This window comes from Mesorhizobium captivum (assembly GCF_033977165.1).
In the GTDB taxonomy this organism is placed as follows: domain Bacteria; phylum Pseudomonadota; class Alphaproteobacteria; order Rhizobiales; family Rhizobiaceae; genus Mesorhizobium; species Mesorhizobium captivum.
Window position 1 is genome coordinate 293,895 of record NZ_JAVIJB010000001.1, and the last position, 15,092, is coordinate 308,986.

The 15,092-nt window shown below is 64.2% G+C and carries 12 protein-coding genes; 4 read left to right on the plus strand and 8 right to left on the minus strand.

Features of this window, described 5'->3' with window-relative positions; all coding sequences use genetic code 11:
- Positions 1 to 10 precede the first annotated feature (10 nt).
- From RFM40_RS01395 to RFM40_RS01405, 3 genes are read right to left on the minus strand one after another with little or no spacing between them, the layout of a single operon-like run.
- Positions 11 to 1,138, minus strand: a complete 1,128-nt coding sequence (locus RFM40_RS01395) for an extracellular solute-binding protein (RefSeq protein ID WP_320224981.1) — start codon at positions 1,136 to 1,138, stop codon at positions 11 to 13.
- Positions 1,139 to 1,152: 14 nt separating this feature from the next.
- Positions 1,153 to 2,307 (minus strand): CaiB/BaiF CoA transferase family protein, encoded by a 1,155-nt coding sequence (locus RFM40_RS01400; protein ID WP_430691628.1) that lies wholly within the window; start codon positions 2,305 to 2,307, stop codon positions 1,153 to 1,155.
- A 2-nt stretch (positions 2,308 to 2,309) separates the two neighbouring features.
- On the minus strand, positions 2,310 to 2,861 hold the full coding sequence (locus tag RFM40_RS01405; RefSeq protein WP_320224905.1) for a MaoC family dehydratase: 552 nt from the start codon (positions 2,859 to 2,861) through the stop codon (positions 2,310 to 2,312).
- A 493-nt stretch (positions 2,862 to 3,354) separates the two neighbouring features.
- Here RFM40_RS01405 and RFM40_RS01410 point away from each other — a divergent pair, with 493 nt between their 5' ends.
- Positions 3,355 to 4,239, plus strand: a complete 885-nt coding sequence (locus RFM40_RS01410) for a hypothetical protein (protein ID WP_320224906.1) — start codon at positions 3,355 to 3,357, stop codon at positions 4,237 to 4,239.
- A gap of 23 nt (positions 4,240 to 4,262) precedes the next feature.
- On the opposite strand, the gene RFM40_RS01415 is transcribed toward RFM40_RS01410, so the two are convergent.
- The 3 genes from RFM40_RS01415 to RFM40_RS01425 all read right to left on the minus strand — a co-directional run bounded on the left by RFM40_RS01415 (position 4,263) and on the right by RFM40_RS01425 (position 9,148).
- On the minus strand, positions 4,263 to 5,786 hold the full coding sequence (locus tag RFM40_RS01415; RefSeq protein WP_320224907.1) for a hypothetical protein: 1,524 nt from the start codon (positions 5,784 to 5,786) through the stop codon (positions 4,263 to 4,265).
- 72 nt (positions 5,787 to 5,858) lie between these two features.
- On the minus strand, positions 5,859 to 6,968 hold the full coding sequence (locus RFM40_RS01420; RefSeq protein WP_320224908.1) for a glycoside hydrolase family 5 protein: 1,110 nt from the start codon (positions 6,966 to 6,968) through the stop codon (positions 5,859 to 5,861).
- Between the two features lie 20 nt (positions 6,969 to 6,988).
- The gene (locus RFM40_RS01425) at positions 6,989 to 9,148 is read right to left on the minus strand and encodes a GumC family protein (RefSeq protein WP_320224909.1); all 2,160 of its coding nucleotides are present in this window, start codon (positions 9,146 to 9,148) and stop codon (positions 6,989 to 6,991) included.
- A gap of 239 nt (positions 9,149 to 9,387) precedes the next feature.
- Between RFM40_RS01425 and RFM40_RS01430 the strand changes: the two genes are divergently transcribed.
- Entirely contained in the window at positions 9,388 to 10,800 is a 1,413-nt protein-coding gene (locus RFM40_RS01430) for a lipopolysaccharide biosynthesis protein (protein WP_320224910.1), read from the plus strand.
- Positions 10,797 to 11,891, plus strand: a complete 1,095-nt coding sequence (locus RFM40_RS01435) for a glycosyltransferase family 4 protein (RefSeq protein WP_320224911.1) — start codon at positions 10,797 to 10,799, stop codon at positions 11,889 to 11,891. The genes RFM40_RS01430 and RFM40_RS01435 overlap by 4 nt, the downstream gene beginning before the upstream one ends.
- Here RFM40_RS01435 and RFM40_RS01440 read toward each other — a convergent pair.
- Entirely contained in the window at positions 11,877 to 13,352 is a 1,476-nt protein-coding gene (locus RFM40_RS01440; RefSeq protein ID WP_320277009.1) for a glucosamine inositolphosphorylceramide transferase family protein, read from the minus strand. The two genes, RFM40_RS01435 and RFM40_RS01440, sit on opposite strands and share 15 nt — an antisense overlap.
- Before the next feature lie 274 nt (positions 13,353 to 13,626).
- On the opposite strand from RFM40_RS01440, the gene RFM40_RS01445 reads away from it, so the two are divergent.
- Positions 13,627 to 14,784, plus strand: coding sequence for a GNAT family N-acetyltransferase (locus tag RFM40_RS01445; RefSeq protein WP_320224913.1), 1,158 nt, complete (start codon positions 13,627 to 13,629; stop codon positions 14,782 to 14,784).
- A 29-nt stretch (positions 14,785 to 14,813) separates the two neighbouring features.
- On the opposite strand, the gene RFM40_RS01450 is transcribed toward RFM40_RS01445, so the two are convergent.
- Entirely contained in the window at positions 14,814 to 15,092 is a 279-nt protein-coding gene (locus RFM40_RS01450) for a hypothetical protein (RefSeq protein ID WP_320224914.1), read from the minus strand.

Sequence of the window (15,092 nt, forward strand, 5' to 3'; positions counted from 1 at the left end):
GCGACGGGCGTTAGCCGGCGACGGCCGCCGCGAAACTTTCTCGGAACAGGCGGTTGATGTCGGCGACGACGCGGCGTGCGTCCTGCCTGCCGACAAGGCCCTCGTTGAGGCGGTCGGATGCCGCCTGCTGGAACGGCATGTAGCCGTCATGGCGCGGACGCACCCAGGCGCCTTCGAGCGTTGCCCGTGTGGCGCGATAGAAGTCGCCGGTCGCGGCGTTGACGGCCTCGTCCTCCCAGGCGGCGGCATGGCCGGGCTGGCCACCGGCGGCGGCATAGGGTCCGCGCTGCACCTCGCCGCTGGCGATCCAGTAGGCGAAGTCGATCGCCTCCTTGCTCGCGGCGGAGAAGGCCGAGACGGCGATGCCGGTGCCGCCGAGGGCGGAGCCGACCGGGCCGTTGCCGCCGGCGAGCGGCATGTCGCAAAAGGCAAGCCGGTTCGGGCGGAACCCTGCTACCGCATAAGGCACGTAGCCATAGACCAGCGGCACACAGGCCATGCGCGAGCCGGCCTCGGCCGTCTTTTCGAACACGGCGATCGGATCCATCGTCAGGCATTCGGGATCGACGAGCGCTATGATCTCGCGCAGCATTTCGAAGGCGATCTCGCCGGTCTCCGGATCGGCCAGGTCGCCTGATCCATCGACAACGCATGGCCGGCCGAGATCGGCGGCAAGCGTGTAGAAACACATCAGCGAATGGGGTGGCCTGAGCGGCAAGAGCACGCGGCCCTCCAGAGCAAGCTCCAGCACTTCCGTCCAGAACGTCGGCGCGGCCTCGATCAAATCCGGACGCCAGGCCTGAACCTGGGTCGCGGCATCGATTGGGAAGGCCCATTGCCGTCCTTGCCAGGTATAGCTTGGGTAGGATCGGCCGACGCTTGCCTTCGCCAGCGCTTGGCGTTCCGCCTCGCGGCCCGGCACGTCGAGCGGCGCGAGACACTTCTCGGCGGTGATCTGGCCGACATGCGGATGGTCGATGACGATCAGGTCATAGGCGCGGGCGAGCTCTTCGACCGGGAAGGATTCGAAATCCTGCAGCGAGCGCTTCTCCCATTCGATCGAAACGCCGGTCTTTTCCTTCCATAGCCCGGAGCAGGCGACCATCGGGTCGTAGCCGCGCGGATGGTTCCAGGTCATGCCCTTGAGCGAAGTCACAGTCCGAACTCCTTACGGATTTTTGCGCTGTGTTCGCCGACGCGTGGCGCCGCCCGCTCGACCTTGGCGCGCACGCCGTCGACCCTTAGCGGCGACCGGGTGGTGTGGATCGCAACACCGTCCTCGCGCGTCACGGTCTGCAGCAGGTCGAGCGCCGTGAAGCCGTCGCTCTCCAGCACCTCCTTCCAGTTCAGCACCTTCGCGCACCAGATGTCGGCCGGCTCGAGGATCGCCAGCCATTCGTCGACCGACTTCTGCGCGATGCGTTGGGCGATGATCGCCTTGATCTCGTCGCGCGCGGTGAACCAGGTCGACGGCTGGTCGCGGTAGGGCGCCAGCGCCTCGATCTCCAGCAGGTCGGCAAGTCTCGGGATCGGAGTCATGGCGATCGCCAGGAAACCGTCCTTCGCCGGATAGACGCCGTAGGGCGCCGCCAGATAGGCGTGGGCGCTGCGGAAGGACGAGCGGCGCGGCAGGCGCCGGCCATCGTTGAGATGCGTCGTCAGGACCTCGAACTGGAAGTCGATCAGCGCCTCGAACAGGCTGGTCTCGACATGGCCGCCTTTGCCGGTGATGCCGCGCCGGACCAGGGCGGCGAGGATGCCTTGCGCGCAGGCGGCACCTGCCAGCATGTCGGCGATCGCCAGGCCGAACGGCACCGGACCCTGATCCTCGTCGCCGTTCAGCCACATCACGCCGGAACGCGCCTGGGCAAGCAGGTCCTGGCCCGGGCGCTTCACCCACGGGCCTTCCTCGCCATAGCCGCTGATCGAGGCGTAGACTAGGCGCGGGTTGAGCGTGCGCACATGCTCATAGTCGAGGCCGAGCCGCTCGATGACGCCGGGCCGGAAATTCTGGATCAGCACGTCGGCTTTCGCGAGCAGCCCGCGCAGCGCTTTCAGGTCGTCCTCGTTCTTCAGATCGACCGCAAAGCTTTCCTTGGCCCGGTTGATGGCGTGGAAGATGGTGGAATCGCCGCCGATCTCGGTGTCGCTGAGATAGAGCCGGCGCGACAGGTCGCCGCCATCGGGCCGCTCGATCTTGATGACGCGGGCGCCGAGGTCGAGGAGCCTCAGCGAGCAGTAAGGTCCCGACAGGAACTGGCTCATGTCGACGACGACAAGGCCGGACAGCGGCAGGTCGGCGGCCATCGTCACTTCTCCGTCTTGCCGGCGAAGTCGGCCGGGTTCTTGTATTTCACGGTCTGCAGGTGCTCGCAGTAGAGCACCAGCTCGCCTTCGCCCTTGAACACTTCGTAGCTGGCGCGGATCAGCCCCATGTCCTTGTAGCGAGGCCTTTTCTCCATGTTGGTGCGGATCGAATAGATGGTGTCGCCGATGAAGACCGGCTTGATGAAGCGAAGCTTGTCGTAGCCGTAGGAAAAGGCGTTGACGCAGTTGGTCGCGACGAGGCCGAGCCCGGCGGAGAAGACGAATGCACCCGCCACCAGACGCTTGCCGAAAATGCCTTCGCGCTCGGCGAACATCTGGTCCTGAACATAGGGATGGATGTCGAGCACCAGGGTGTTGAAGAGATGGCTGTCGCCCTCGGCCATGGTGCGCCGGAGCGAGCGGATCTTCTGGCCGACCGGCCAATCCTCGTAAAACCAGTTCTCAGCGTTCCACACCGGCAGCTCGGCGTGATCGGCCGGCATGTCGCAAGGGCGTGTCGAAGCGACGCCGACGGTGGGCGGGAAGCTGGTCATTGTCCTGTTCATCCGCTGCCGGAGAATAGGCCGCGCCGTCCGGGCAAAGCCGGAGCCAGACGCGATCGATCCTCCCCAAATCTTCTCTTGTGAAGATTATATTCACATATGAGATTTCGGTACAAGCGGGGTCGACAGAAATTTTGGCTGTGCGGTTGCGCCGTCGATAGCGCCGTGTTGGTCGGGACAGCGGCAGCATCCTGCAGTGGCTCAAGGGCTGATCGCAAAGGCTGGCCAGGGCAATCAGGAAAGGCATGCATTGGCTCTCCACCGGATTCACGCGAAAACAGATGATTATTAGTCGATCCTACAACCCTTAAATATCTTTGGAGTTGTAGAATTTGGAAGCTCAGTTGTGGCGGAGGAGCGCTGCGCGGCGGCGTGAGATATGGCCAATAAAATTGGCTTCGCCAGCAGTGTAATTCGTTAGTAATCGATCGTCAGGATAATACGGACCTCGACCATATCCGGTGCCTTTTTTCTTGAGTCGACCATGGCGGTTCTCGGTGCATTTCCTCCCGGTGTCGGCTGCCGACCCTTCGACGAGGGAGATTGGGAAGGCGTGGCGGATTGCCTGCACAGGGGCTTTCCGGAACGCAGCCGGGGCTATTGGATAGATGCGCTGACGCGTCTCTCGCAGCGGCCCGTGGTCGCCGATTTCCCGCGATATGGATTTGTCCTCGAGAAGTCAGGCCGGATCGTCGGCGCCGTGCTTACGCTTTATGCCAGGCACAGGAGCCTGGAGGGCGACGAAATCCGCTGCAATCTGTCGAGCTGGTCCGTGGACGCGGAGTTCCGGCCCTATGCCAGCAGGATGATCGCGACGGTCATCATGCGGAAGGACGTAGTCTATACCAATATTTCTCCATCACCCGGGACCGTGAAGCTCAACAAAGCGTTCGGGTTTCGCCTGTTTTCCGGGGGACAGGTCGCCTTCCTTCCGGCTTTCAATTCCGTGCCGCCGTCGGACCGCGTGCTGGAAGCCCATGCGGAGCTCGCCGAAATGGCTGAGCTCACCGACAATGAAAGATACATACTCCTGGAGCATGCGGCGCTGGGCTGTCTTTCGCTAATCTGCATTTGCGATGGCGTAGCGCTGCCCGTTGTACTCAAGCCGCGCCGGATCTTGCATGGCCTAATTCCGTGCTGCCAGGTCGTCTACTGCCGCTCCCACACGGACTTGGTCCGGTGCGCCGGAGCTGTGGGGCGTTTTCTCCTGCGGCGCGGAAAACTGCTTTGCCTTGTCGACGCCATGGGGCCGGTTTCCGGTCTGTCCGGCAGGTATTTTCCGAAGAAGGGGATCAAGTATTTCAAGGGTCCGAAACAACCTTCGCCGGGAGACCTGACGTTTACCGAGATGGTTCTGTTCGGCTCCTGAACGACATCGCGCAGCTGGCTAAATCAGCCGGGCGAACCAGCTCTTGCCGCGGCGGCCATGCGCCAGCGTGTTCCGAGCGAGATCCCGACGAGCAGCAGGCAGAAGGCGAGGGCGAGCGGGGAGTAGAACGCTTCCTCCTGCAGCACGGCGTTGGCCGAGATGGTGGCGATGCCGACAAAGCCGAACAGGAAATCAGGGTCGCCGGTTTCGATGAGCTGCCGCCGCAATGCCACCAACAGTGACGCCAGGAAGCCGAAGAACACCAGGCTGCCTACGCCCATCTGATAAAGCATGACGCCGACCGCGCTCTCGACCGGCACGGAGGCGGCACCCTCGGCCTGAGCGCTTTGCCAGTTGAGATTGATGCTCGTGCTCGACAGGTTGCCGCCGAGACCCAGTCCTTGGCCGAGCGGATCGGCCAAGAAGTCGCGCATACCGGCGATCAGCCCGAGGACATGGTAGTCGCCATGCGTGGCGCCGTAGGCGATCGCCGCCGTCGTCCAGACCACGGCCAGGGCGATCACGGCCATGAGCGCCAGACCGGCGCGGGCGGGGCTGTAGATGAGCCGCACGGCAATCGCGACGAAGAGCATGAAGGTGGCGCCCTTGGAGCCGATGACGAGCAGCAGCGGCAAGGCCGCGAGAGGCAGCAACCATCGTCCCCTGAAGAGAAGCCAGGCCGATATGATGCTCAAGGCGTAAGCATAGCTGATCGGATGGAAGTTGGGGCCGCCGATGCGGAAGACGCTCGGCAGGATGTCGTTGAACAGCGGCGTGTTGAAGAAGGTCGTGGTCATCACGTCCTCGATCCCACGGTAAACGAAACCCGTCTCCTTCAGCGCCTGCTCCCATACACCTGTCTCGACCTGTCGCGATATGCTGCGCTCGACATATTGGTCGCCATGGAAGAGCCCGAGGAAATCCATGGTGAAGGTCAGTTCCGCATAGCCATAGATGATCGCGCCGGCGCCAAGCCAGAGCATGCTCTTGCGCAGGTCGACGGGATAAAGGCTGGCGGCAAGGACCGCGACGTGGAAGCAGGCCAGCGGCGTGATCGTATTGCGGAAATAGACGACGGCGTCCTTGGGGCCGCCATGCACGACCCCGAGGGCGAAATAGAAACAAACCGTGCCGCACAGAACCATGCTCAGCAGCAGCCATGGCCGCAATTCGGTCAGCGCGCGGACGCGGTGCTGAAACGAGGCGGCCAGGAAAATGCCGAACGCGGTCATCAGGATGATGAAGTTGGTGCCGCGCAGCGTGTCGAATGTGTCGTTGTCGGGAATGTAAGGGGTGAACCAGGCGACCACGAGGTTCTGGTAGAGGAAGGCGCAGATGATCAGCACGGGAACGCCCGAAGGCATCGCGTTCGCAATGATCAGCGTCAGCACGAAGGTTGCGGCGACCCCGAACGGCGTCCAGACGGCGAAGGAGGAGACGGCGAGCGCAACCACAAGCAGGGCCGTGCCGACATGCAGCAGGGCTTCGGGCGTGTCGCGGCCCGGCACGCCCAGCCCGGCGGGCGAATAGGCCTGCGTCGTGCTCATCGCTGTCCCGCTTCGGTCAATGCTTGCCGCGGCAAGCGTTTGTGTCGCCCTTCGTCCACGTCCGTTTTCCGCCTAACCGCCAAGGAGGGCGGCGATCATCGAGCCGTCGAACCCTTCGACGCTCTGCCTGCTCCTGATGAAGCCGAAACCCTGATCGAGCTCCCAATAGGTCCATGCCACATGGTTCGCTTCGGCCGCCTTGCGAACGGCGCGCACCCAGGATGCGCGGCTTTCGGCGTCCACGCAGAAATTGAGCACGCCGAATTCGTTCAGCATGACCGGACAGCCGTGGGTCGCGGACCAGCGCGCCACGTCGGCAAAGTCCGCGGCGATCCGCGCCTCCGTCCAGGGCGCCGACAGTTCGTCCTCGACGAGGTTCGCGGCCTCTTCGTCGCCAGTGGCGCGCAATTTGGAGAGCACCTGACTGACTGCCGGTGTTCCCCTTGTGGCGGGAAAGGGCAGGTTGGCGATGCGGGCGAGCGGCGAGGCATCCCAGTTCTCGCATTGATGGGTGAATGCCATCGGCGCGTAATAGTGGACGGCGGCAATCTGATTGCCGTCGGCGAGCGGCGGCGTGTCGGCGATTTCCCAGATGCCCTGGAAGCGCGCCGGTCCCCAGACCAGCGTGTGAAGCGGACAGCTCGCCCTCAGCGTTGCGGCGATCTGTTCACGCAGCGCCAGCCAGGTGCTCCGTTCCATGGGCGGCTCGTTGAGCAGCTCCGGATAGACCGATGCCGCCGGCAGGTCGGCGACGACGACACGCAGCGCCGTCCATGCCTGGAGGACCCGTCCGCCCGCGGCGTCGGGATCACGCCGGAAGGCTGCCACCAGTTCGCCCGAGGGATGCATGTCGAGGAGAACCGAAAACCCAACCCCGACAAGGTCCCTGATGCCGTTCTGAATGCGGCGAAGCATTGCCGGGTCGCCGCTGGAGACGAGATCGCCGTTTACCGGCAGCCGGATCGTTTCGAATCCCGCCTGGCGCAGCTTTTCAAGCGTGGCGGTGGCGGGGACCAGCCCGCCGTTACGGTCGAGCCATCCGGGAAGGTTGAAGCCGCGCGTCGGGACGCGGGTGGCGGTGGTCGCCAGCGCGGCCGACCTTGGCAGGAGGGAAGTGGCGAAAAGGGCTCCGGCGGCGAGCGCCAGCGCATGTCGCCGCGACACCTTGGGCGGTGATGTCATCGATCCACCGCCTCCACGGCTCATCCGCGGGCGGCGGTTATGTGGCGCCGTTCGCCCATCGCTCGCGGACCGTCGATCGCTCCGGCCGGCCGCGCGCCATCCGGCGCGACAACAAGAGTGGCACTGCGGCCGATCTGGCCGGCGCCGAATTTCTGCGCGATGAGCTTGGCAGCCTCCGAAGGCTGTTCGGACGGGCTGAGCGCCAGAATCGCCAGGTCGGCTTTGGCGAAGAGTTCAGGATTCCAGCCGTCCTCCTTGAACGAAGGCACGGTCACGAGCACGAAATCGAATGCGCTCCCAGCCTCGGTCAGAATGCCGCGGAACGTGTTGCGGTCCGCAACGCCAGGACTTTTCTCCGCCACGGAACTGCACACGACCGTCTGTAGACCGGTCGCGCCATCGATGAACAATCCGGCTCCGTCCGTCGTCGAGTTGGACAGGTGATCGCCGATTTCCACCATCAGCACATTTTGATCCGCCCTTTGCATGCCGATGCCCAGCATGGCGCCCGCAATTCTTGCCTCGAAGCTGCTGCGTATCGACGACACGAGGATGACAAAGGGTTTGCCATGATCGTTCAAGTGCAGGATCATCTGCCGCATGATCTTCAGGACGTCGAGCGAAAGCGTTTCGTTTCCGGTCTGGAACAGCTGCTTCCTGATCGCCTTGATGTTGGAGTAGGCGGTCCCGCCGGCAACGCCAGGCAGACGGTATTCGCCGAAATTGGCAGGCATCGGCAGCGGCCGGGGGCTGACAGTCGCGCTGTCCTTGCGGTCCGCGACGGGCTCCGGCGCGGTATCCTTCGGTGCCTGCGGATCCTCTTCCGGCTGCGGGACCGGACCAAGCGCCAGAGCGAGGCCGCATCCGGCGAGAAGCCCCAGGACGGCGCTGACCAGGAGGAGCAGGACGGGCTTCGGCCATGTCGGCTGGACAGGCGGCGAGGCGACGCCGATCTTGCGCGCCTCTGAGGTCTGCACGCCCTGCATCTGGGACGTTTCCTGCGCACGCTTCAGGTAGTCGTCGAGTACGGCGCGCGCGGCCTGCGCCTTCGATTCCAGTTGTCGCAACTGCACCTGCGCGATGTTCGAGTTCGTGGACTGCTGACGCAAGGCTTCGAGCTTGTCCTGCAGCTTCCCGACATTCTGCACCGCAAGATCGTAGTTGGCCTTGAGCTGCTGCCTGATCCGATCGGCTTCGGCGGCCATCAGCCGCTTCATCCGCTCCAATTCGGACTGCAGGCGCCCAATGGCCGGATGACGAGGCCCGTACATGGTCTGCAGGCTGGCAAGCTCGGCGGCGCGCTGGTTGTAATCGTCGCGCAATTTAATGGCGGAGGTGGAGGTAAGAATGTCCGCGAGCTTGGCGAGCCCGGCCGGCGAATTGCCCGCCGCCAGCGCCTGGTTGTAGCGGTCCTTGGCCTGATCGGCGTCGCTCTGGGCGGCGATCAGCTGCGCCGTGAGCTGATCGAGCTGCGACTGCAGCGTGCCGCCATCCGTCGAATTCACGATATTGTGCTTCGTCTTGAAATCCTCGACCGCCCGCTCGGCGTCGCTGACGTCCTTCTGCAGGCCGGAGATCCTGTCCGTAAGGAGCGTATTGACGTCGCTGTTGGCGGTCTCGCGTTCTCCGACCAGGCCTGCCCGGTACTGGTCAACGATGGCATTGGCGATGCGCGCGGCCTTGTCCGGCGACGGCGACGTGAAACTGACATTGATGACGTAGGTAAGCCCTTCGCGCTCCACCGATACCTTGCTCTGGAAGCGCTTGAAGGCTGCATCCGGCGGCGAGGTTGCGCCGGCTCCAAACATCGACAACAGGCGCGACATCAGGCCGACGCTGGCAAACTCCGGATCGCTGTCGAGCTTCTGGCTTTTGAAGACGGAACCTAGCAGGTCGGGCGACTGGATGACGAAGACCTGGCTGGCGATCGCGGCGCTGTCGGAGCCTATCCCGGGAAGCACGTTGTTGAAATTGGTCGCGCGCGTGTCGCGAGGGTCGATCAGTATCGAGGCGGTCGCCGTATAGCTCGGCTTCGTCACCGCAAGATAGGAGAGCGCCAGCAGCACTGTCGCGCCGGCGATGGCAAGCACCATCAGGCGACGCGCCCAAAGGATGGCCCAGACGGCACCTATGTCGAACAAGGGCGGGAGAGAGCGCTCGTCGATACTGGCTGGCTTCATCATTTCCCTCATGCAGAGCCGCAATCTCACGACCTCACGCGTCTCCACATTATTAAGGATCATCGTTAGCCATCCGTTAAGGGTGGCGGCGTGAGGATGCTTTTGATGTGGGCGATGCCGGTAACCATGCGAAGCGTTCGTGCTGGCGCGATTGCGGCATTTTGCTTATGCAAGATTGGGTTTTGAGCGTCGTCGTAGGTGCGGGGTAGGCCCATCGCCGATCGTCTCAGGAGGCGACGTTGAAGGACAAGACAGGGGACCGCGAGGCCGCCCAGGGGGCAGCGGCCAGCCCGGCGACCGACATGCGCATGTCGATTACCGCGCTCGCCAAGAGCGGCGCCGTCGCCGGCATCATCAAGCTCGCAAGCGCCGGCCTCTCCTTCCTCATGTTCGTGGCCGTGGCGATGGTGACGGACGAACGGGAATTCGGCCTTTACAGCGCGACCTATGCCGGCGCGAGTCTGGTTTCCTTCTTTGCTTCGGTGGGCCAGCAGAGCACCGTGCTCCGGTTCTGGCCCCAATATGCCGGATTGGGCGACCTCGCCTCGGCTCACGGGCTGATGGCGCGCGCCATTCTGGTTGCGCTGGCCGGGCTTATCGGCACCAGCCTGCTCATCGTCGTGGTGGGATTCCTGCCCTTGATCGGCAGGGGAACGCCCGAATGGCTGCCGCTGTGCGTGGCGGCCGCGGTGCTGTCCTTCTCGCTCGGCTGGTCGGAGTTTACCTCCGGCGCTTTCCGGGCCAAGAACGCGTTGATATCGGGCCTGTTGCCGCGGGACATCATCTGGCGCGCGGCGACGATCACCGCAGTGCTGGCGCTGCATTTCATGCATGTGAAGATGGATGCGGTTACCGCAACGTACCTGACGGCACTGCTGCTCATCCTCTCGGTCGTCCCGCAAACAATCATCCTGGCGCGCGACACGGCGCGGGCCGATCGCGGCGGTCTCACCGAAGGGCAAAAGCAGGAATTCAAGACCGTCACCCTTGGCCTTTGGGGCGTCACCTCGCTGCCGCCAGCTCTCGGCCAGGTCAGTACCCTCCTCGTGGCGATGATCCTGGGGCCCGAGGCGGCCGGCGCGATCTTCGTGGCGGACCGGACCACCCGTTTCGTGACCCTCGCCCTCAACGGCCTGAACCAGGCGCTGGCGCCGCAGATATCGGCCGCTTTCTACAGCGGCGACAGGGCTCATGTTCAGCGCATCACCAGTCTCGCCGCGCTTGGCGGCTCGGCCATTGCGCTATGCGTTCTGGCGACGTTCTGGATATTCGGCAGCTTCATCCTGTCCATATTCAATCCGGCCTATGCGACACCGACCATGAGGGCAACGCTCGTCATCTTCGGCATAGGGGCGACATTCGGCACCGCCTGCGGCCCGATCGAAGTCCTGCTGCAGTTGACCGGTCTCCAGCATGCGCTGTTCAAAGTGCTCATCGTCGTCAACGTCGTCGGACTTTGCGTGACGGCCGTGGCAACCTACTACCTCGGACCCATAGGCGCGGCACTCAGCATCGCCGGAACAGTGATCGCCTGGACGGCCTTCGGGGTGTCGATCGCCCGGCGCAGGATCGGCATCAACCCGTCGATCCTCGGCTTGTCTTTTGACAGGATTGGTCTCGTGCCCCACCTGCTCCTGAGAGGGCGCACGTGAAAATCGTCCAGGTGCAGACCCAGGCGGAGGCGGCGGGGGCGCAACGCATCTCCGATATGGTGGGCGAGGGATTGCGGGCCCGCGGCCATGACGTGCGCACCGTCTTCATGTATCGCAAGACAGATGCCTATGACCGCGACCCCAATGCGGATTTTGTCCTGCCGGAACGCCCGCGCGGATTGCCGGGGCAGATCCGGGCGACCATCGGCCTGGCGCAATACCTGCGTAAAGCACGCCCCGACGCCGTCATCACCTACCAGCACTATGGCAATATCTTCGGCACGATCGGCGCTCGGCTGGCCGGTGTCAGGCACATCGTCGCAAACCAGAGCGGTGCCCCGCACAGCAAGGGCGTCATGGGTCTGCTCTCCCAGATCGACAAGCTGATGGGCGTGGTCGGCCTTTACCAGGCGAATGTCGTCAATTCCGGCTGGACGCAAGCGCAGTTCGATTCCTATCCACGATCCTACCGGCAGCGTATCCGCCGCATCGACCATGGCGTTCCCTTGCCGGGCGAGGAATTCGACAAGGCGGCGGCGCGCGCTGCCTTCGGCCTGCCGCAGAACGTATGGCTGGCGGTCTCGTCCGGCCGGCTGACGCCCATGAAGAACCAGATCGCGCTTGTCGGCGCGCTCGACCGGCTGCCCGATGTCCATGTCGCGCTCGCTGGCGCCGGGCCGGAGCGCGAGGCGCTCGTCGCCTTCGCCGAAAGCCACGGCGTGGCGAACCGCCTGCATCTCGTCGGTGAGGTTCTTCCGACGCGCATCTTCGAATTCCTCGCTGCCGGCGATGCCTACGCGTTTCCGTCGATGACGGAGACCTTCGGCCTTGCCTGCGTCGAAGCGGCTATTTCCGGCTTGCCGGTCGTTGCGAGCAACCTTGACGTCATGCGCGAGGTGCTGACCGCGGAGGACGGCGAGTCCGCCGCGCTGTTCGTCGAGGCCGACGCCGCCGGCATGGCTACCGGACTTGCCGATCTGTTTGCGCGGCCGGAATTCAAAGCCAGGCTTTCGGCCGCGGGGCGGCGGCTCCGCGACAAATATTCGCCGGCCAGGATGTGCGCGGGCTACGAGGCGCTACTTCTTGCCTGATCGTTTCCGCACGGCGGCGATCCCGTCGATCACCTCCAGGCGGCCCGCCCGGTTGAGCGTGTGGATCTTCGGATAGGGCCAATCGCCGGCGGCATCGATCGACCGCGGCGCGGAGAGCCGCACCGCCTGCTGGCTGAGCTCCAGCAGTTCGGACAAGCCAAGCCCGCCGCCATAACCCAGCGTTCCGTCCTGGACCGGAAGAAGGATGCGGCCCTCGCGGTCGCGGACGAAGGCGCCGCCGGGGCGAGCCATGCGATGGTCGATCAGGATCGGGTTCGCGGGATGCGGCCGCCATGGGCCCGCGAGCGCGGGAGCGGAGAAAACCGCCAGCGTATCGGAAGTGCTTCCGCGGCCGTCCCGGTCCGTGGCGAACAGCCAAAGCATGCCTTCATGCTCGAACAATGTTGCGTCGGAAATCTCGCCTTCGACCAACACGGTCTCGGCAACCCAGCCATCCGGGAAGCCCGAGGCGCGGTAGAGCGTGAGCTTGCCGCTGGCGCTCGCCTCCGGCAGCATCCAGATCACGCCGTCGCGCTCGAATACCTGCGGGTAGGAGAGGTGGTGGGCCTCCTCCAGCACGACACGAGGCGTACCGGGGACACCGTTCGCGTCGAACGCAACAACGGAGATGACCGCCTTGCCGGTGGCATGCGGATAATCCTCGACGAAGACGAAAGGGCGACCCTGCCACCAGAAGGGGAAGGGGTCGGCATAGAAATGATCGCCCAGGTCCGGCAATACCGACCAGCCTGTCCCGAGCTTGCCCGTATCGGCGACGCCTGGCGCATCGGTGAAGCGGTAGCCGACGCGCCAGTGCGCATGACGGAAGCGTGCGCGCCGGAGTGCTTCCCGGCCCAGCCGCGGCAGCGCGGCGCCGAGATATGCCGATGTGAACCGGCCTCGCTGATCGCGAGCATGGGTCTCAGCGATCGGCTCCAGCGGCAACCGACCCGCAGCAAACGCGCGAGCTACCGATTGAACCAGGGTAATGGCCCGGGCGAACACGTCCTCGGTTCCGAGCGCGGTGGATTCGCGCTTGTCCACCATCGGCCGCGCCTGGCCCACGACTGTCTTCTTGTCGAGGACTGCCTCGATCACCGGCAGCCTGCCGGCCGCGACGGCAATTGCCGCCGAGAGATCGGCGCCCGATCCGTCGAACCAAAGGCCGATGGTCGGAACGTCCGATGGGGCCGCATCGCCGGCGAGGTCGAGCCTCAGCGCGGCGGGGCGATTGCCGGATCGAGCCTGGATTGCTTGCACCGCTGAGCCGAGAAGCGGTCCGGGCCGGCGGAAAAGACGTTGCTCGAACTGGAAGGCGGCTTTTGCCGCGGCCGGCCAGCTCGCCGGCCCCGGTCGATACGCCACCGCGACATCGTGGCCGTCCGCCTCAAGCCGCTCTATGACAAGCTGCTGCCAGCGGCGGGGCGCCGATTGCGGAACAATGACCTCGATCGCCAGCATGTCTTCCCGTCCGGCTCTCATCGTGCTCGGGTTTGCGAGGAAGAAATGACTTGGCTGAAAAAGCTTACCTTGCGGTTACAGGCAAAGCCCGACGGCGCGCTTCCAGGCAAAAAATTCTTGGGGCCACCCGCCGCAATCCGGTCGCCTTCCGGCCCTGTGCAACGCAACATTAGCACTTTGCGCATATACCAAGATTCCAACAATCCCGGCGATCGATCTTGACCTGAAACGCAAGACGTCGTCGATAGGCCGCTGTCGCGCCGGTTCGGATCACATGTTTGAAGTCACTGCCGAGGATGTGTTCGATTTCCGCTCGACGGAATACGCCGAGCTGTTCGCCAGTTCGGCGGCGACCGCTTTTCAGCATCCCATATGGCTCGCGCAACTGTATGAGAGGCTCGTACGGCAAGGCGCCGCGACGCCGCTGATCATCCTCGTACGCGCGCGGGCAAGCGGGAAGCTTGCGATGGTCCTGCCGCTGGTGAGGCGCCGCTACACGCTGCTGAAGGCCGTGGAATTCGCGGATATGCGGGTTTCCGACTATGTGTCGCCGGTCGCCGATGAGGAGACCTTCTCCCGCATCCTCGCCGACAGCCACGCAGTCGCCGCCATCCGCAAGCATTTGCGGCCCTACGATCTCTTGCGCGTCGGCAAGCTGGCGGACCGCTCGCTGGCGATGGAGCGCTTGCTTGGCATCGACAAGCGCGACAGCATGGGCATGAGCGCCTATTCCAGCAAGCTGGAACCGACATTCGCCGGCTGGCGCGAGCACCGGCTGGACCAGTCCTATCGCAAGGAGCTCGACAAGAAGTCCCGGCAGCTCAACCGCATGGGCGAGGCGCGCTTCGAATGCGTGGACGGCGCGGCCGCCATCCGCACGACATTCGATGCCCTCAAGCTCTATCGCGGCAAACGCTTCGACGGGAGCAACGGTCCCGCCGACCTTTTGCAGTTGCCCTCCTATTTCGATTTCTATCTGGCCGTCGCCAATGAAGGATGCGGCGGCTTCGCCCGCACCTATGCATTCTGGATGAACGGACGGCCGATCGCCGGCGCGCTCGGGCTCGAACACCGCGGCTCGCTCCTGGTCATTCTGGGCGGCTTCGACGAAGCAGGCTACAGAAAACAGTCGATCGGCAGCCTGATGTTCGAGCAGATCGCCCGCGACTGTATCGAGCGTGGCGACCACCAGCTCGATTTCACCATCGGCGACGAGCCCTACAAGCGCATCTTCGGCGGCCGGCCTTCACCGATGTGGCAAATCTACCGTGCGGGGAGCCCGCTCGGTTTCGCGGCGCATCTGACGGTGGAGAAATTGCCGGCGGCCAAGGCGCTGGCGCGGCGTATCCTGGAAGCCGCGCACGTCAAGAAGGCCAAGCCTTCCCCCGTGATGGTGCCGCCGGCCTCCGATGAGGCTGCCGAATCGTCCTGATGCGTCGGGCTTGAACGGCTTAGAGCGTTTCACCGTTTCACGGAAACGGCGAACCGCTCTATCTCTTTGTTTTTGACGCAATTCCGGACGGAAAACCGCTCACACTTTTCCTGGAATTGCTCTAGGTGCGCTTCAAAACCCTGTTCCATCGCGCCGTCAAAACGGCCGCGCATCTTCATGCCGGAGCCCGGCATCGAACGAAATGCGCTAAGGCGCGTCGCAACGGAATCAGGCGACGCGTTTTTAAGCCCTTGTTTTGATGCATGTCGTTTTCCCAAAACCGCTGCGCACTTTTGGGCGACATGCAT